Here is a 19,145-nt window from a genome sequence, read left to right on the forward strand (position 1 = left end):
ATTGTTTCAGAAGCTCCCTTTCAGTCCGATAAGCGCGGTGCGGCCCGAGCCACGATACCCCAAGACTTCCTCGTGCTCTTTGTCCAGCAGGTTCTCAATGCGCAAGTAGCCTTTCAGGTTTTCGCTGAACTGATAGGATCCGCCGAAATTGACCAGCGTACGCGCACGCAGATTGACTGGCGTGCTATAGCTGGGCGGGCCGAAATAAGTGTCCCGCGTCGTCCCATTATAGTCCATCTCACCAAACACGGTCGCCCGGTTTTCAAAGAAGGTGTAAGTGACATTGAGCGAGGCACTATGGCGGGGACGACGGATTTCGGTGACGCCGTCTGGATCGGTGGCGTCCGTGTAGGTATAGTTAGCGCGTGTTGTCAGGCCGTCCAGGATTTCGGCGGTCGCTGCGATTTCAAGACCTTGGCGGCGGCTTCTGCCGTCCAGATTCATCGCGCTGTCGAAGGTCGGACTGTAGACGATTTCGTCATTGAGCACCATGTTGAACCAGGTAACATCAACGATCACTCGATCATGGAAGAAGCCTTGCTCAATGCCAACGTCCCAGCCACGGCTCTCCTCGGGTTTCAGGTTCGGGTTACCGAGATAGACGCCAGGATAGTAGCCGAATTGCTCATCAAAGGTCGGGTTTGTCACGCCGGTGCCGATAGAAGCGTGCAGCCTGGGCCCGCCATCGAACGTCTGCCAGGCAGCCGAAAGCGAATAGGTCGTCGCGTTCTTGAAAGCATCATTAATATCGTGGCGAAGCGCTGTCCCGAGGTAGATGCGATCGAATAGCTCCGTACGATATTCGCCGACGAAGCCGTGCAAACTGCGGCTCCGCTCGTTAAGTTGGTCCGGTGCGATGCCGGGTGCATCAAGCATGTTGTAGCTTTCACGTTCCCACTCATATCCGGCCGTAAGCGTATGCCTGGCGTCGGCAAGGGCCGGTGTCTCAAAAGCGTAGGAAAGCTGATAAAGACCGGAGACGCGGCGACCTTTATTGCCCGACAGCAGGGTTCCGTCTCGATAGTTTCTGCGTTCGGTATCGCCGAAGGAAAAGCGCAGGCGTTGCGTTAGGGCGTCGTCAGGCGTCTTGCTGGTCAGGCCGATCGAGCCAAGCAGGCTGATGCGGCGAGACGCATCATCGCTATCTGCGGGAAGGGCGGTTGCGTAATCCTCCGCATCCGTTTCCCCGAGCAGGCGCGCATAGCGTAACGTGCCGTCCAGCGTCGTATTGGGAGCTATATCGGCATTGAAGCGCGCGCTGAAGGTGCCGCTCCTGCTTCCGTCATTCTCATCACCTTCGCGGGACATATTATGACCATCGGTGCGAAAGAGAGATGTCGACACTGCCCCGTCGATGGTCTCCGCGCCGCCGCGCCATGACAGCAGACCGCGAGCCGTGCTTCTGGTGCCGACCATAGTTTCCCAGCCCCAGCGGCTGGCATTCCGTTCTCCTCCTACCGTGATGATATTGATGACACCGGCGAGTGCATTCGACCCCCAAAACGCGCTTTGCGGCCCGCGCAACACTTCGATCCGCTCTATATCGCTTGCCTGCAATCCACTGAAATCGAATTCGCCGGTGGCGGCCTCGCTGGCTTCGATCCCGTCAATGAGGACGAGGACATGATTGGCTTCGCCACCACGCATGCGCAGCTGTGTCGGGCCGGCGCCAGCGCTTATGCTGATGCCGGGAAGCTGGCGCAAGGCATCCGTCACGTTGACGATGTTGCGCGCTTCCAGTTCTTCGCGCGTGATGACGCTGGTGGCGCGCCCATTCTTTGCAGCTTCCAGAGGCGTGCGCCCTGCGGTGATGACGATCTGGTCTAGAAGAACGGGCTCGGCATTCTGCGCAAGGGCAGGGGAGAGACCTGTCCCAAGTGAGGTCGTAATGCCGAGATGAATCAAAAAGGTTTTCATGGCTACACGCATGCAAGCGCCTGGCGCTAAGGAGAACATGCCTGTCCGCGGGCTTGCGGTCAGACGGCGACTAATGTCACCGCGACAGCAAAGCTGCACCTCGGCACCCCACGTACCCAAGGTCTGGTGACCGGAATGGCAGGTCTCCTGACTTCTGCGTCGTCGCGGGTTCCTTCACCTTCCCATCTTGCGACAGTGGCTTTCCGAAGGGCGCTCGGCAGTTACAGTTGCGGGGGCAGTCGCGGCTTTGAACCGCGTTCCCTTTTCATCCGCGATGTCGAAACACCGCAGAACCATCCCGGCTTTTTGCTAGCAACCGATCCAGGGCCGGTCAATCGGAATTAGAACGCCTTGAAGGTCAGAGTCGTGAGCGAACGTACAATTCCCGGTACATTGGCGACGTTCTCGTTGATGAACTTGCCGATATCGGTTTCGTTTTCGACATAGATTTTCATGAGGAGATCGTATTCGCCGCTTGTCGAGTAAAGCTCGGATGCAACTTCTCTTTCGAACAACTCCTCGGCGACGGCGTAGGTTTTGCCGGGCTGGCACTGAAGCTGAACGAAAACGGCGCGCATGGGAAAATCCTGAAATATGGTGTGTGACTCACCTTGCTTACCCTCCGGCAGACTGTCAATCAAATCTCACAGCATTGTGGACCACAGTAATTTTTGCTGGCAAAACAGGCTGGACCGATAAAATATTTAAGCATGAAATAGTGGAGACATGCGCCGATGGAAGATATGCACGTTGCGGTGCAGCAAGACGACATTGAGCAGAAGGAAAAGCTCAGGCTCTGGGTCCGTCTCCTGCGCGCGTCGCGCATGATCGAGGCGGAGTTGCGTAACCGCTTCGCTGTAGAGTTCAACACGACGCTGCCGCGTTTCGACGTGATGGCTGCGCTCGATCGTTTTCCGGACGGCATGTTGATGAGCGACCTGTCTCGCTATCTACTCGTTTCCAATGGTAATGTGACCGGCATCATTGAGCGGCTTGTGCAGGAGGGCTTCGTTTCGCGCGCCAAGCGGGAAGGAGACAAGCGCACCTCGATTGTCTCCCTGACGGCGGAGGGGTGCGCCCTGTTTGCGCAGATGGCCGATGCCCATGAGAGATGGGTGAGCGCTTATCTCAACGCAATGTCGTTGGATGAGGCACGGACCCTCTCTGGCATGCTGGAAAGCTTTCGCAGCAATTGGGAAGACCATAGCCCCGAATGAAAAACGGCCGGCAGAGTGCCGACCGTTCGAGGGTACATGGGCTAATTGCAGGCTTAGGCAGCCTTCTGCAGCACGCGTGGCGTGAGGTCGTCGTCCATTGCCAGACCCCCAGCCTTGAGGAGCGATGTGAAGCGGCCGCCCTGCTTGGCAAGTTCGTCGAAGGTACCCATCTCGATGATGCGACCGCCATCAAGGAATAGAACCTTATCTGCATCGCGAACTGTCGAGAGACGGTGAGCGATGATGATCGTCGTGCGGTTCTCGCGCAGATTGTCGATCGCGCTCTTGACACGTTCCTCGGTTTCCACGTCGAGTGCGCTGGTCGCCTCATCGAGAACAAGGATCGGTGCATTCTTGAGAACGGCACGTGCGATTGCGATACGCTGACGCTCACCACCCGAAAGCTTGCCGCCGCGGTCGCCCACCAGCGTGTCGTAGCCTTCCGACTTGGACAGGATGAAGTCGCACGATGCAGCCTCGGCAGCGGCCTCGACTTCCGCATTCGTTGCGCCTTCACGACCTACGCGGATATTCTCTTCGATCGAACGGTTCAATAGGCCGGCGTCCTGGAAGACGCTGGCAATATTGGCACGAAGCGAGTTCTTGCTTACGGAGCGTGTGTCGACACCATCAATATAAATCGCACCTTCGCTCGGATCATAGACGCGCTGCAACAAATTGATGAGTGTCGTCTTGCCTGAGCCCGTCGGGCCAACGATTGCCAGGGTTTCGCCCGGCAGGATTTCGAATGAAACATCCGATGCACCTTTCGTCCCATTCGGGAAGAAGAACTCGACATTCTCGAAACGCAGGTGGCCTTCGACCTTGCCAAGATCACGCGCCGTTTCCGGCTCCTTCGACTGAGATGCCGCATCTTCCATCACGTAGAACTGTTCAAGGCGTGCACGCGATTCGAATATCTGGTTCACGAAGGTCGATATCTGTTCGAGGCGGCCGATCAGAAGCTGCGCGAAACCGGTGAACGCGACGACGTCGCCAATGCGCATTTCACCGGCAGACACAAGAATCGCGCCAATGATCAGGACGACCATCATCGCTACTGTAGACGCAAGACGGTGCATGGCGTTTGCGACGGCCCACCAGTCCAGCACCGGATACTGAGCCTTCAGGAGGTTTTCTGCGTAGTCACGTAACGCGGAGGTTTCCTGCTGCACTCGATTGTAGCTTTGCAGGACCGACACGTTAGTGATCGAATCCGAGACGTGCGAGAACATCTTGTGATTATGGTTCTCTACACTCATCTGGCCATCCTTGGTCTTCTTCATGACAAGGCGGCTGATGAGAACATAGCTGACGCCGAGCACGAATAGGACAGCAGACATGCGGAGGTCCATGGCCAGCGCGGTCGGGATGAGCAGCGCGAGCGCAACGATCGTGGAAAGGTGCGTGCGCATGAAATCGAGCCAGAGGCCCTGCAGGGCGTCGACTGCGCGCAGAAGCGTCTGTAGCGAGTAGGATGTGCCGTTCTGCTGGTGCCAGGACAATGGCATGGAAACCACGCGTTCATAGCTTTCCGTGAGGACGGATGCTCGCCGCTCATGGGCAAGCCGGTCTGCGCCGCGTGCAACCAGAACGCTGGCGACAATATTGAAGGCACCCAAAGCCGCCCAGATCATCAGGGTAGGGACGACGTCCATACCGCCGGAGATCGTGTCGATCACGCGACCAAAAAGGATTGGCTCGGCGATGACGACGATAGCCAACGCAACGTTGAACGCGCAAATGACGGCGACACGTCCTTTGCGCGGAGCAAGATAGCCTATGGCCCGCTTGTAGATTTCAACCAATGTCACGTCGGGTACTCCCGTCAAGAAAATTCGACCGTATTTACTGCCGAGCGTAAGCACTTACAATGACGGGAGTGGGGACAGGTTGCCTTGGTGCGTACACTTATGGCGAATCGCGTGTAATGTCGCGTGAATGGATAACGCTTTGATTAAAAGGATAAAATATACGTGAGATGACGGAACCCGAGCGGGTCCCGTCATCTCTTCGCGCTTATGCGCTTTCCGACATGGGGATTGCTACAAGTATCTTCGAAGCACTGGGTAGTTTATCCAGATCAATGGCGGGTACGGATCGGCCATCGATAATAATGGATTTTTTCGAAACGACAGTCTTTCGCTCTACCGTAACTTCCAGCTTTACTTCATCAATCACGATCTGAGCGCTAAACCCGCTCCATGCTGAAGGTATCCGGGGATTCACATGCAGAATGCTGCCTTCGCGCTCGATCCCGAGGATACCTTCCACAGCGGCACGGTAGAGCCAACCTGCCGAACCCGTGTACCAGGTCCAGCCGCCGCGGCCTGATTTTTCCCCGACCCCGTAGACATCGGCGGCAACCACATAGGGTTCTACCCTGTAATGATCGGCGGCTTTCTGTGACAAAGCGTGATTGACCGGGTTGAGTGTTTCAAACGCCTTCCAGGCCGCATCAAACCGGCCCATCTGTGCCAACGCGATCACGAACCAAGTCGCGGCGTGGGTGTATTGTCCACCATTTTCGCGCACGCCCGGCGGGTAGCTCTTGATATAACCGGGTTCGTTCGGAGACTTGGAGAAGGCGGGGGTGAACAGCTTGATGACGCCAGCCTTTTCGTCCACCAGATGCGCGCGGGCCGAGTCCATGGCCCTGGCGGCGCGCTCTGGATCGCCAGCCTTTGAGAGAATGCTCCAGGACTGCGCAATCGAGTCGATCTGGCATTCGTCCGACTGCGATGAACCGAGTGGCTGCCCATTATCGAACGTGCCACGCCTGTACCATTCGCCGTCCCAGCCATGTTCTTCAATCGCATTAGCGATTGCACCCGCTTCCTTGCGGAAACGGGCGGCTGTGGCCTTGTCTCCACGTTTCTCGCAGATGATCGCGAAGTCGCGAAGCGTGCTGACGAGGAACCAGGAAAGCCAGATGCTCTCGCCCTTGCCCGCTTCGCCGACACGATTCATACCGTCGTTCCAGTCCCCACCAAGGATCAGCGACAGACCGCGTTCCGACCGACGTTTGAGCGCAAGGTCGAGACCCCGCAACGCATGCTCATAGACTGTGGCGCTTGCCCCTTTTTCTGGCTGAAAGAAGGCATCATGCTCGCCATCTTCCAACGAGCGTCCCGTGATGAATGGCAGTTCTTCGTCGAGCAGAGCATAATCGCCCGTTACGCTTACATAGCGGTGGATGCCATAGGCAAGCCACACGACGTCATCCGAGATCATTGTGCGTACACCAGCGCCTGTTCCGGGCAGCCACCAGTGCTGCACGTCACCTTCCGGAAACTGGCGGCTTGTTGCATTGATGATCTGCGCCCGCGCCAGCGATGGATCGTGCATGAGAAGTGATAGCGTATCCTGCAATTGATCGCGGAAGCCAAAGGCACCGCTCGCCTGATAGAAGGCCGCCCGCGCACGGATGCGACAGGCCAACGCCTGGTAGGGCAACCAGTAGTTGACCATCGCATTGAAGGCCTTGTCCGGCGTGTTGACTTGCAGGGTTTCAAGGAATGCGTTCCATTCCTTCTTGGTATCGGAAAGACGTTTGTCAAAGTCGACGGCGCGATGTGCAACGGCAAGATCGACCGCTTCTTCGCGTGAGCCGGCGTCGCCCATCAGCCAGAGAACAACGCCTTCCTCGCCCGGTTTCAAGGTAATGTCCTTGGATAGCACGCCGCATGGATCGTCCCCTGCCGCGACATTGCCGGAGAGTGGTTCGCCCGTGTGCGCCAATTTTGGAACAGAGACATTGCCAGGGGCACCCAGGAATTCACGGCGATCAGAACCTACCCCATCAGCTACCGTGTCGAAGGCCATGAAGGCCGTCCTGTGCGGAAATTCCAGGCTGTAGGGGTTATTTGCCAGCAAGACGCCTTCCTGCTCTGCCCACTCGGGCACAATGAAGGGCGATGTTTTCGCACGCGAATTGCCCAATACCCATTCGGCATAAGCGAAAACCCTTAGCTTCAACGTCTTCGAGCCGCCATTGCGGATTTTAAGGCGGCTTATCTTTACAGGCGCCTGCGGATCCACGAGCTGCGTCATTTCCAGCCCAAGACCGTCGCGATTGGCGCTGAACCTTGAATAGCCCTGGCCGTGTCGCGCTTCATATACGGCGTCCGGCCTGCGCGCGACGCAGGCGTAAGGCGCAAGGACAGAGCCATCCGCTAAATTCGCGACATATATAGCTTCGCCCGCACGATTGACCACGGCATCGTTGGTCCATGGCGTGATCTGGAAATCGCGACTGTTCTGGCTCCAGGTGAAAGATGCACCCTCGCTGGAGGTGTGGAAGCCGAAGTTGCTGTTAGCGATGACGTTGATCCATGGCTGTGGCGTTGCTGTCGACCCGGTGAGGCGTACGACATATTCTCTGCCGTCCTTGGTGAAGCCGCCATAGCCGTTCCAATAGTCAAGGTCATCATGTGAAATCTCTGCCGGAGCAGGGAGCTTGGTGATGCTTCGCTTGGGGAGAGCGGGCTTGCGCGCCGTCTCTTCGACTGCCCCCTCGACATTGGCATCTATCACTGGAGGGACGATATTGTAACGCTGCCGCTCGGTGATCTCGGCGCGGTCCAGTTGATCGAATATGCGGCCATTGCTGGCGTGCATCACCACGCGTGCCGCCGCTAGCAACGTGCGGTGGCTCTCTTCGTCCATAAGATCGCGACGCACGGTGAAAATGTGCTGGCGCGGCCCAAGTTCGTGACCACGCAGGCGCGCATTCTCGCACAGATGCTCGATAGCGTGCTGGAGGTCTTGAATGTAGGAGGACGCCTGCTCATTGATGATGACGAGATCTGCAAGCAGACCGTGCGTGCGCATATATTCCTGATAACGCAGCGCTTCAGCCACGACTTCGAGATCGGCCTGATCGCTGATGCGAATGGCGAAGATAGGAAAGTCGCCCGAGATTGCCATCGGCCACAGGCGGGCCTGCGACCCGAGACCCGCACTGATCGACTGTCCAGGTTGGCGCAGCGACGCGTCGGGATAGAGCAGGTAGCGGGCGAGGCGCTGTACGTTGGCAGCTTCCGCAAGCGACAGGTTGAGATAGCGGGTCTGCACTTGCGAGCGCGTCCAGGCGAGCATTGATTCCCGCGCAAAGCTTTCGCGATGCATCAGATGCTTCATCGCCTTGTTGAGATGAGCGCGGTCCGGGCCGGCAATCGTCCAGAAGGTGATCTGTACCTTGCGGCGTGCCGGAATCCTGACACGACGCCGCAAAGACATGACGGGATCCATCATGAAGCCGCTGCGACCGGAAAGCACAGTGCCTTTATCGAAAGCGGCAGCGGTACCGAGATCCCTCCCGCGCCCGATGAAAGCGTGGCGGCCGGTTTCAGCGCTGGTCATGCCAGCGGCATCGATATCGGCGCTGAGGAAATGCAGCATATGCGCATCCGGCTCGGAGGCGGAACGCTTGCGACGTTGTGCATAGATCGCGTGGCGGTCGAGAGCGATTTCCGTTTCGACAAACATCTTGGAGAAGGCGGGGTGAGCATTGTCCGCCGCTTCCTGACCCAGCACGACTTCGCTGTAAGATGTAATATCGATGACGCGATCGGTGTTGCTGTCATTCCAGACGGTGACCTTGCGGCCTTCGCCGTCGCACTCCGAAGTGACGATGCATTCAACTTCCGAGCGAAGCCCGCCCGCCGCTTTCACAAAAGTAGCCTTGTCGTCCGAGAAGTAGGTGACGACCTGTTCGTCGGGCGCGCGGCGCGGCTCGGCGGTTGCTGACCACCATTCGCCCGTTTGCGGGTCGGACAGAAAAATAAACGAGCCCAACGTATCGAGCGTCGGGTCCGGCTGCCAACGTGTCAGGGCCAGATCGTTCCAGCGGGAAAAGCCTGTGCCCGTCGCAGACAGCATAAGCGAATAGCGACCGTTCGACATGATGACGGTGGATCGCAGTGATCTGTCTGGGTCGCGCGTGATGCGCATGTCGGGCGTCGCCTCGATGTCTGCCTGCTTGACAGGTTCGGCCGTATCGGCACGGACAACGGCAACAGGGATGTTGCGCGGCGCCTTTTCCTGCAAAAGCAGTTCCGCAGCCTCGATCACCGGGTCTCGATGGAAGCGATCGCGCATGCGGCCTTCGAAAATCGCATTGTCAATGGCGACGATCGACATGCCGTGATGGTGGGCATAGTAGTTCTTCACGACCACGCGACGGTCGCCTTCCGGCACGCGGCGCGGCGTGAAATCCACGGCGTCATAATAACCGTAGCGGCCGAGCGCACCAATGGCGCGCAGCTTGGTAAGATTGTCGATTGCTTCACGCGGCTGGAACATGGCCGACATGATGGAAGCGTATGGCGCTATCACCAGGTTCTGCGCCAGTCCCCGCTTCAGGCCAAGGCCGGGAACACCGAAATTCGTATACTGGTAGGTCATTTCGCGGTCGCGGGCGTTGAAGGCCGCTTCCGAGATCCCCCACGGCACATCGCGTTCACGGCCATAGGCGCGCTGGCGGTCGATGATGAGATTGTTGGTCTGGTTGAGCAGGCCGCCGCTCGGTTCCTTCATGACCAGAGGGGGCATGAGATATTCGAACATGGAACCGGACCAGGACATGAGCGCCCCGCGCGAGCCGATTTCGACGATCGGACGCCCCAGTCGGAACCAGTGTTCGGTCGGTAAATCGCCCTTCGCGACGCCGAAAAGGCTGGTCAGACGCGCTTCGGAGGCCAAAAGGTCATAGCAGCTTTCGTCAAGCTGCTGCTCGACGACACGATAACCAATGGAAAGCAGCTTGCGTTCCTCGCGCAGCAAAAAGCTGAAATCCATTTCGAAGGCGTATTGACGGGAGCGCTGTGCAAGGCTCTCAAGCTGCCTGCGCAACGCGACAAGATTGTCCTGATCCGTCAACGTATCGCTCATATGTGCTTCGCACGTCTTGGCGACGAGCTTTGCCCAGGCCAACACGTCTTCGCTTTCCGAGGATTGAGCTTCGGTGTGGATTGCTTGCGCCAGCTTGACGAGATCAGCAGAGATAACGGCAAGGTTTATCGTACGCACGGAAGCCATTTCAGGCTCATCCTGGATTGTAGCGACGGCGCGGCGTGTACCTTCGATGCGATCGGACAGGCGCTTGCGCAAGGGGCGCATCTGGCGGCGGTCGTCGGGCAGGGCCCCCAGCATTTCTTCAAGAATGCTGACGGCGTCGATGATGCCCTCGAGGTCGCCATGCAGCGCAACCGCCGGAGATTCTGCCCATTCGGTCAATGCTGACGACAGCGTGACGAGATGGCCAGCCAGATTGCCACTGTCGACCGCCGAGATATAGGTTGGTTGAAGCGGTGCGAGATCGCGTGTGCCATACCAGTTGTAGAGATGGCCGCGGAAACGCTCCATCTTCTCAATGGTCGTCAATGTTTGATCCACGCGCCGAATGGTCTCCTCAAGGCCGATCCAGCCAAAGTCGCGCGCAGAAACGACTGAGAGAAAATACATGCCGATATTGGTCGGGGACGTCCGCGCGCCAACTTGTGGCGTGGGGTCTTCCTGAAAATTGTCCGGGGGCAGGAAGTGATGTTCTTCGGTGGTGAAATCCTCATAATAGCGCCAGGTCCGGCGCGCGATGCGACGCAGGCGCAGACGATCTTCCGGGTCCAGTTCGAGGCGTTCTTCCGTCTCTGCCGAGCGCGAGATGAAATAGGCAAACGCCGGGGAACATAGCCAGAAGGCGGAGAAGATGAGAGCAAGCCACACGCCGCTTGAGCCTGAGAGCAGAGCAGGGAGCGGGCCGAGAACGGCGATTATGAGCGCGCCGCGCATGATGCGATAATGTGCTGGAATCGTGCGCGCGGCGCTCTTGCTCGCCTGGGATGCCGCATGCCATTCGAGCATCTGCTTGCGACTCGAATAAAGGCGATGCAGCGTGCGCACGACAGCATCGCCCATCATCCAGGCCTGATCGGCCAGCACCATCATCTTCAACGCGACCTGAGCCGTTCCAAACGCGACGTCCTTGCCGAGAGCTCGGAAATGACCGCGTAGCGTGGCGTCGTTCGATTTGGGCAGGATCGAATTGAAGATGTCGAAGGTGGGAGCCATGAAGAGGCTGATGATCAGCAGCGCCTGCCATTGCACGGCATTGGTAAAGTCAAGGAAGGCCCAGCCAGCGACCGATGAGAGAATCCAGAAGATCGGGGTCAGGCTTCGGCGCAGATTGTCGATCATCTTCCAGCGCGAAATGCCGGAGATCGGCAGTTTCGGGTTGAAAATGAAAGGCAGAAGCTGCCAGTCACCACGAGCCCAACGATGATGGCGTGCCGCGTCGACCGCATAACGTGTCGGATAATCTTCAACGACCTCCACATCGGTCACGAGAGCTGCACGTGCGAGAGCGCCTTCAAGCAGGTCGTGGCTTAGAATCGCATTTTCCGGGATATGATCGCCAATAGCGCTTTCGAAAGCATCGACATGATAAGCGCCCTTGCCGGTAAATGTGCCTTCTCCATAGACGTCCTGATAGAGGTCGGACACTGCGAACACATAGGGATCCAGGCCGCGGTTGGATGAGGAAACATGCTGGAAGAACGAAGCTTCGTCCCCCGTGGTCAATGACGGTGTGACGCGCGGCTGCAGGATCGTATATCCGGCAACGACACGCCCTGTTTTCGGCATTATAACCGGACGGTTGAGCGGGTGCGCCAGCTTGCCGACAAGCTGGGTCACTGTTTCGCGCATCATGCGCGTGTCGGCATCCAGCGTCACGACATAAACGACATCTTCCGGAAGCGGATTGTCGAGGGGCATGAACGTCGTGTCTTTTTCGCCGCGCAAAAGCAGGTTTAGCTCGTGCAGCTTGCCACGCTTGCGTTCCCAACCCATCCAGGCGCCCTGCGCCTCATTGTAAAGCCGCCGGCGATGGAGCATGTGGAAGCGCGGCGACCCCTCCATCGGATAGCGTGCATTGAGACGCGCAATTTCTTCGCGCGCATAGTTCAAGACACGGCGATCGGCTTCTTTTTCCTCCAGATTGCTGTCTGGCCAGTCGGACAAAATTGCAAAACGCACGTCGCCGGTCGCATTGGAAAGATAATGGATCTCGATGTTTCGGATGCTTTCTTCAACATCTTCACGAGAGCCGATCAGCGTTGGTACGACCACCAGGGTGCGCGCCTCGGCTGGAATGCCTTCCTTGTATTCGAAGCCGACGAGACGGGTCGGCTTGATGAACTGCATCACGACCGTATTGTAGAAGCTCACTGCTGCGTCGGCTGCGGGCAGCATGAAGAAGAAGAGCATGACGGCAATCGCCGCAGCCGACAGACCAAGCGAAGCGAGGGCCGCCCCCGCCATCCAGGTCAGGATCGCAGTAAACAGCAAAACCGGAACGGCAATGCCAGCCCATCCCATCCTGCCAAAGCTACGCTTGACGCGGTGGCCGAAGGTGGGTTTGTAGCCAACGTGCTTCTCGAGTTCCGCCCGCCGCGAACCCAATAGATAGAATCCGACATCGTTCTCACTGCTGCGTGCACCCACTGCTTCTCTGGGCTGGGGAGCAAGCTCCTTGCGCTGCAGCAGGTCGAGCGTCGCCCGCGTGACCTCGTCTTCGGTTTTGCCAGAGCCGCGCGCCAGTTCCTCGATCTCGGACCGATATTGATCGCGAGAGTGGAAATCGAGCTTGGCAAAGTTGGTTTGCTCGCGCAACAGACGGTCAACCTGGCTCACCTCCTCAAACCAGTCTGTCCATTGGACATCGTTGATATGGCGCATGCCGCGCACGATGTTGCTCATCGTGACATTGCCGCCGGAAAGCGTTGCGTGCTCCCGGCTGGTTACCTTCTCGGCATCTGTATTATTGCGTTCAAATTCCGCTTCGAGCCAAGTCAGAGCCGCAGCTGAATATTGGGCACCATCCCGCAAACGGTAAAGCATCTGCGTCGAGAAGGTGGAGTCTGAGGCATGAGTGGCGTAAGGGGCGAGGATCGCGTGGATTTGCTCTTCGCTTTCGGCGCTCAATAGACGGTCGGCCACCTTGTTCGCGGTTTGCCGCAGAAGGCGCGTGCGATTGACGCGCAGGGCAAGTCTGCGCAAATTCTCGATCAGCACGAAGCGCAGCATCGAAGGCAGAGCCCATATTTCGCCGATCCGCAGCGGCTTGGTTTTCTGGTAGCCGTCAACAATCGCTCGGAAAGTAGCACCTGAAACGGAGGAATCCGTGTGGGCGACATAGAGCCAGGCAAGGGCCAGCACGCGCGGCACGCTTTTCCCCGGCTCAATATCCAGAACCGGAAGCTCACGATAGAAGCGGCGGGGCAGATCGCGCTTTACCTGATAGATCGTTTCCTCGATCACATAATAATTGTCCAGCAGCCACTGCGCGGCTGGCGTAATGGCTTCGTCATTAGCGACCGCCTGGTTAATCTCATTATAGACGGTGAGGATCTTCTCGCCGTTTTCCTGATTTCGCGCCTGGAAATCAAAAAGCGTAAGGCCTTGCCAGTTGTCTATGGCATTTGCTGCCAAGCTTTCGCCCAATGCGACGAGTTCGTCTTCGTGGAGGAAATTGGAGCGGATGGGGCTTTCGGCGGATGCCGGAAGAGGGAGAAGTGAGGTCGGGAGGTTCTCGGGCTTTTCCAGGGCATTCATTCCTAAATTTCCAAACAACTTTTGGCTTAACTGAAGCAGTATCGCACGTACGGTCAGGCTTAAATGCTTTTTTGTCCATTTCGGTTGCATCGATTAAAATGAGGGCAAAAATTTTGTTTCGCAGCGCAACAAAAAGATAATTGTGCAAAGCGGAACCATTGGCAATCGTAATGCTTAGTTCGGCGGTGCGTGTAACGCCCGACCAGATAAGCAGTAAAGGAGTGCCAATATGAATCCCCGGATTAGGAAAGCGATTATTCCTGCGGCAGGTTTCGGTACACGCATGTTGCCTGCAACGAAGAGCGTGCCGAAAGAACTCTTGCCGATCGTGGATCGCCCGGTCCTGGATTATATTGTGCAGGAAGCTTTTTCGGCCGGTATCGACCATGTCATTATTGTAACCGGTCGTATGAAATCCTCCATTGAGGATTACTTCGACAAGAATTTCGAGCTGGATGTTTCTCTGCGAAAATCGGGGAAGACCGCGATCGCTGACAAGTTGTGCGAGGCTACTCCTGGGGTTGGCCGGGTCTCCTTCGTGCGTCAGCAGGAAGCCCTTGGTCTGGGGCATGCGGTGTGGACGGCGCGCCATCTTGTGGGAGACGAACCGTTTGCGGTTCTTCTGCCTGACATGTTGATGGTCAACGACACCGGCTGCCTTGAATCAATGGTGGACGTCTACAAGGAATTTGGCGGCAACGTGTTGTCAGTCGAAAAATGCGCGGAAGAAGATGCGCACAAGTTCGGCATTGTCTCCCTGCGCCCGTCTTCCAACGGTCCGCTCATCAATGGCCTGATCGAAAAGCCCGCTCCGGGAACGGCTCCGACCAATCTCTTTCTGTCGGGACGCTATATTCTTCAGCCGGAAATCTTCCAGTTGCTGGAGAGCCAGGAACCGGGCGCGGGTGGCGAAATACAGTTGACTGACTCGCTCATCAAGCTCATGGCCCAGCAGGAAATCCGTCCGCTCGAGTTCAAGGGCCGAACCTTCGATTGCGGCTCACCGGCCGGCTACGTTGCGGCAACGCTTCATATGGCGATGCAGCGTCCTGAACTGGCCGCAGCTCTAGCTCAAGAGGTGGAATTGCTCGGTAATACGCGCGGAACGTCTCGCGCGGCCTGACCGTCTCTCCCTTTCCGAGCCTTCGAGACACTGCGTCGTTTGCGACGCGGTGTCTTTTTATATGTCGATCAGAAACATAAATTAGCTTCGCAGTGCTGGACACTAGCGGGATGGGATAGCTATTGAGGAGGGATGGCAACGATCTGTTAACCATGAAAGACGAGCTGTGATGTCGGGAGCTCCCCAATTCATTACAATTTTAGTCTATTCACGATAAGCTCGGCGCATGATTTTGAAGTTGTCGCGTAATCCACAGCCCACTTCCTGCCGCCGCTCAACGTGGCGCGCTCTGCTATGCGGGGGGGCATTGGCCGGTCTTGTGATCGGGCCTGTCGCGCAGGCCGATGCTTTTCAACTCTTTGGGTTTCGCTTCTTCGAAGGTGACAAGGAAGAGGCAGCTGTCGATATTGTCGATCCTCTGAACTATACCGTTACCCTGACGATGGAGCAGGAGGACAGTGACGTCGAGAGGGCGTTGCGCGATGCGTCCAGCCTGATAAACGACGAGGATATTCCGGTTTCCGGGTCTCTTGGTCTCATTGTGAAAGCGCGGGGGGATCGCGAACGTCTGGTCGCGACACTCTATAATGAAGCGCGCTACCAAGGCGTCATCACCGTTCTGATCAATGGCCGCGACATTGACGATCTCCCGCCCGATGCGCAGTTCGGTACAGGTCCGGTTCCCATCGAGATCCGTGCCAGCCCGGGGCCTGAGTTCAAGCTCGGCAATATTCGCCTTGCGGGGGATGCAGCCGGGCTTGACCCTGCGGACTTCGATCTCGTTTCAGGTAGCGATGCCAGTTCACGTGTGATTCTGAAGGCCGAGGACGAAATCGTGCGTCGCCTGAAGGAAGAAGGCCGACCGCTCGCGCGCGTGGTCGGACGGGAAGTCGTTGCCGATCACCGTACTGCGACGCTCGATGTGACGCTCAACCTTGAGGCCGGACCTCTGGGCGATTTCGGCGAGACCACTGTCGGTGGCACCGAGCTTGTCGATCGCGAATTCACTGAATATATGGTCGGTCTTGAACCCGGTACGCGTTATTCGCCGGAGCGTGTGGACAAAGCGCGCGAACGTCTGCTTGATCTCGGGGTTTTCTCGTCCGTGGCGATGAAGGAAGGCACGGGCCTTGATCCTAATGGCCGACTGCCTATCGATGTGGAAGTCAAGGAACGCAAGATGCGCTACTTCGGCGTTGGCGCATCTTATTCCAATCTCGATGGCGCCGGTTTCGAAGGCTACTGGGGTCATCGCAATCTTTTCGGACGTGCCGAAAATCTCCGTCTCGAAAGCTCCGTCAGCCGCATTGGCGCCACCTCCCAGCCTGGCGAGTTCGATTACAAGGGCGGCATCATTTTCGAAAAGCCCGGTGTCATCGGTCCGCCGTCGAAGTTCTTTGCCAAGATCAATGGTGTCTGGGAACACCCGGATGCTTATGACCGTCTTTCGGTGAAGGGAACAGTCGGTGTCTCCTACGAACTCACCGAGCGGCAGACCGTTTCGGCGGAATTCGCGCTGGAATGGTCGCAGATCGACGATGCGTTTGGGCGTAATCGCTATCTGCTTGCTTCGGTGCCGCTGCAATATGTCTATGATAGCCGGGATAACAAACTGAACCCCACGGAAGGCATCAGGGCTCTGGCCTTTGCCGAGCCGACCTATGACATTCTCAATGGTACGCCGTTTGCCAAACTCCAGGGCGAAGTTTCCGCCTATTACAGCTTCACGCCGAGAGATAGCTTCATTCTGGCGGGTCGCGTAAAGGCGGGATCCCTGGTCGGGGCTGGTCTTTCCGATGTTCCGGCCGACCGTCGTTTCTATGCCGGTGGTGGTGGATCGGTGCGTGGCTATTCATATCAAGGTATCGGCCCCAAAAATGCGGATGGGGAGCCGATTGGCGGCCTGTCGCTGGCGGAAGCCTCGCTTGAAGCACGTATCGCGATCACGGAAACTGTCGGCATCGTGCCTTTTATTGATGCAGGCTCCGTTTCGACCGAAAATTATCCAGATTTCTCGGATATGAAATTTGGTGCCGGTGTTGGTTTGCGTTATCTTACGTCGTTCGGTCCGCTTCGACTCGATGTGGCAATGCCGCTTAATCGCGATCCGGACGATGCCAGGTTCGGCATCTATGCCGGCATTGGTCAGGCGTTCTGACAAGGCCCTAAACGCCGGCCGCGGCCGCAATGCGATAGAGATTCTAGGCGAATTGACGATGAGCACAGTGAAGACCATCTCGCGCTACGCGCTTATCGGCGTTGCCCTGATTGTGGCGGTTCTTGCGATGGCGGTGGGCTATATAGGTCTGTCCGAGAGCGGTCGCAGCCAACTCGCCCGCATAATTTCCGGCGTTGCGAGCAATGAGAACCAGACTGTCGACGTGGAAGGTATTCACGGCCTGTTTGGCGGGAACTTGCGGGTTGAGCGTGTCAGCATAGGTGATAGGCAAGGTGAGTATGCCACGCTGCGTGATGTGCAGGTTGACTGGTCGCCGCTATCACTTCTTTCCCGCACTTTCTCAGCCCAACGCGTTGCGGCTGGCGAAATCGTCGTCTCACGCGTGCCATTGCCTGCCGAAAATCCGCCGCCTGCCTCCGACGAACCCCTGTCGCTGCCGGTTTCAATCGATATTGATCGTTTCGAATTTCCGCAGATACAACTTGGTGAAGGGCTGGTCGGGGAGGCTGCATCGATTTCCGCGACTGGAGCGACGAACGTTTCGCGTGACCTCGGCATTGTTTCTCTTGAAGGCTCCGTCGATCGGCTGGGCGACATTCCGGGGCGCCTGGATGCAATCATCGGTTTCGATGCAGCGACGCAGGAGCTCGCCGTCAACATTAACGGTGCTGAGCCAACTGGCGGTATCGTTGCGCGTCTGCTTGGCTTGCCAGCAGAGTCACCGGTGGAACTCAATGTAACCGGCGGTGGACCCGCAGATAACTGGGCGGGGCGTGCCCGCTTCAATGTGGATGGCCAGCCGCTTGCAGCGGTTGACCTGACACATGCGGTGCGAGATGGCGTTCGGTCAGTGACTGCCAAAGGCAATGGAAGCTTCGACCGTTTCCTGCCGGAAAACTTTCGCTCTCTGCTCGCAGGTGAAAGCAATTTGGATCTTGCAGCCAGTCAGGATGCCGACGGAGGTTTCTCTATCGAGCGCGCAAATCTCGTCTCTAGCGCTCTCGAGCTGAATGCGCAGGGTGCCTACAATCCGAGTGCCGATAGCGATATTGACGTAACGGTTACAGCTCGTAATGGCTCTGTGCCGATTGCTTTTGGCGAGGGCGAGGGCGCAACGCATCTGGATATAGGCAATGTGAATTTACAGGTTTCCGGCACTGGCGAAGCGCCTGCACTCGAGGCGCGTGCGCAGCTTGCCGCTTTTGATGCCGGGATCGTGTCGGGGCAGGAGACGACGCTTTCCTTGACATCGCCGGCCTTCAATATTGCTGAGAGGAGCGGTGATTTCGATCTTGTGCTTGAAGGACAAGGGTTGTCTTCGCCAAATGCAACACTCGCGCAGTTGTTCGAAGGCGCGTTACGCCTGCGTGGACAAGGGAGCTTCACCGGCGACGCGCTGACGCTCGAAAGCGCTCAGCTCGGCAATTCGGTTCTGACATTGAGCGCTAATGGTGACGTCGCACTTGATACCGGTGCCGTGACCATGGCGCTGACTGGCGACGTGGCTAGCCGCGCCTTGCCCGAGGCTGCCCGTGGCCCCTTGGGAGAAAACGCGAATCTTTCCCTGAACTTCGCAAGGACGGCTGAGGGAGTGATTCAGGTTTCTGATCTGGCACTCGAATCGACGGGGCTTAATGCACAGGGCAATGTTGCCTTGCGTGATGGCGTGATCGAGCTCGACCTTAACGGCGCACTTTCAGATCTGGCTCTTGTCAGCCCGCAGGCGAGAGGTGCGATTTCTTTTTCCTCGACGCTCGAAGGTTCACTGGACGCGCCGCAGTTTCAGCTCGATGTTACCGGCGAAAGCATCGAAACGGGCGGCCGTGCCATCGAGGGGCTGAAACTCACCGCAACAGGTGTCGCGAGTGCGGCGACACCTTCAGCCAACGTAACGCTTTCGGGCAATGTGGCAGGCGAGACCCTGCGTGGTTCCGCCGTGCTCTCAAGTGAGAATGGAGCGAGACGCCTGCAGGAACTGCTCGTAGAGCTTGGCCAGAACCGCATTTCCGGCGCGCTCGACCTGGATCCTTCTTTTACGCCTGAAGGAGAGTTGCAATTCCAGTTGCCCAATATCGGTCCTCTGGCAGCTCTCGCC

The 19,145-nt window shown here is 57.5% G+C and carries 8 protein-coding genes and 1 riboswitch; of the genes, 4 read left to right on the top strand and 4 right to left on the bottom strand.

Annotated features, from left to right (window positions below):
• Positions 1-6: 6 nt before the first annotated feature.
• Together IE151_RS12170 and IE151_RS12175 are read right to left on the bottom strand one after the other, a co-directional pair.
• Positions 7-1,917 (bottom strand): TonB-dependent receptor plug domain-containing protein, encoded by a 1,911-nt coding sequence (locus IE151_RS12170; RefSeq protein WP_189490545.1) that lies wholly within the window; start codon positions 1,915-1,917, stop codon positions 7-9.
• Positions 1,918-2,037: 120 nt separating this feature from the next.
• Positions 2,038-2,230: riboswitch (cobalamin riboswitch) on the bottom strand.
• Between the two features lie 28 nt (positions 2,231-2,258).
• Positions 2,259-2,495, bottom strand: coding sequence for an Lrp/AsnC ligand binding domain-containing protein (locus IE151_RS12175; protein ID WP_189490547.1), 237 nt, complete (start codon positions 2,493-2,495; stop codon positions 2,259-2,261).
• A gap of 165 nt (positions 2,496-2,660) precedes the next feature.
• Between IE151_RS12175 and IE151_RS12180 the strand changes: the two genes are divergently transcribed.
• Positions 2,661-3,134, top strand: a complete 474-nt coding sequence (locus IE151_RS12180) for a MarR family winged helix-turn-helix transcriptional regulator (RefSeq protein ID WP_382344734.1) — start codon at positions 2,661-2,663, stop codon at positions 3,132-3,134.
• Between the two features lie 53 nt (positions 3,135-3,187).
• On the opposite strand, the gene IE151_RS12185 is transcribed toward IE151_RS12180, so the two are convergent.
• Both IE151_RS12185 and IE151_RS12190 read right to left on the bottom strand, forming a co-directional pair.
• Positions 3,188-4,948 (bottom strand): glucan ABC transporter ATP-binding protein/ permease, encoded by a 1,761-nt coding sequence (locus IE151_RS12185; protein WP_189490551.1) that lies wholly within the window; start codon positions 4,946-4,948, stop codon positions 3,188-3,190.
• Positions 4,949-5,153: 205 nt separating this feature from the next.
• The gene (locus tag IE151_RS12190; RefSeq protein ID WP_189490553.1) at positions 5,154-13,748 is read right to left on the bottom strand and encodes a glycoside hydrolase family 94 protein; all 8,595 of its coding nucleotides are present in this window, start codon (positions 13,746-13,748) and stop codon (positions 5,154-5,156) included.
• Between the two features lie 229 nt (positions 13,749-13,977).
• Between IE151_RS12190 and IE151_RS12195 the strand changes: the two genes are divergently transcribed.
• From IE151_RS12195 to IE151_RS12205, 3 genes are all read left to right on the top strand, one after another.
• Positions 13,978-14,871, top strand: coding sequence for a UTP--glucose-1-phosphate uridylyltransferase (locus tag IE151_RS12195; RefSeq protein ID WP_189490555.1), 894 nt, complete (start codon positions 13,978-13,980; stop codon positions 14,869-14,871).
• 226 nt (positions 14,872-15,097) lie between these two features.
• On the top strand, positions 15,098-17,029 hold the full coding sequence (locus IE151_RS12200) for an autotransporter assembly complex protein TamA (protein WP_189490557.1): 1,932 nt from the start codon (positions 15,098-15,100) through the stop codon (positions 17,027-17,029).
• 58 nt (positions 17,030-17,087) lie between these two features.
• Positions 17,088-19,145, top strand: a 2,058-nt coding sequence (locus IE151_RS12205) for a translocation/assembly module TamB domain-containing protein (RefSeq protein WP_487343532.1), incomplete at its 3' end; no start/stop codon positions are given.

This window comes from Limoniibacter endophyticus, from assembly GCF_014652835.1.
Lineage (GTDB): Bacteria > Pseudomonadota > Alphaproteobacteria > Rhizobiales > Rhizobiaceae > Limoniibacter > Limoniibacter endophyticus.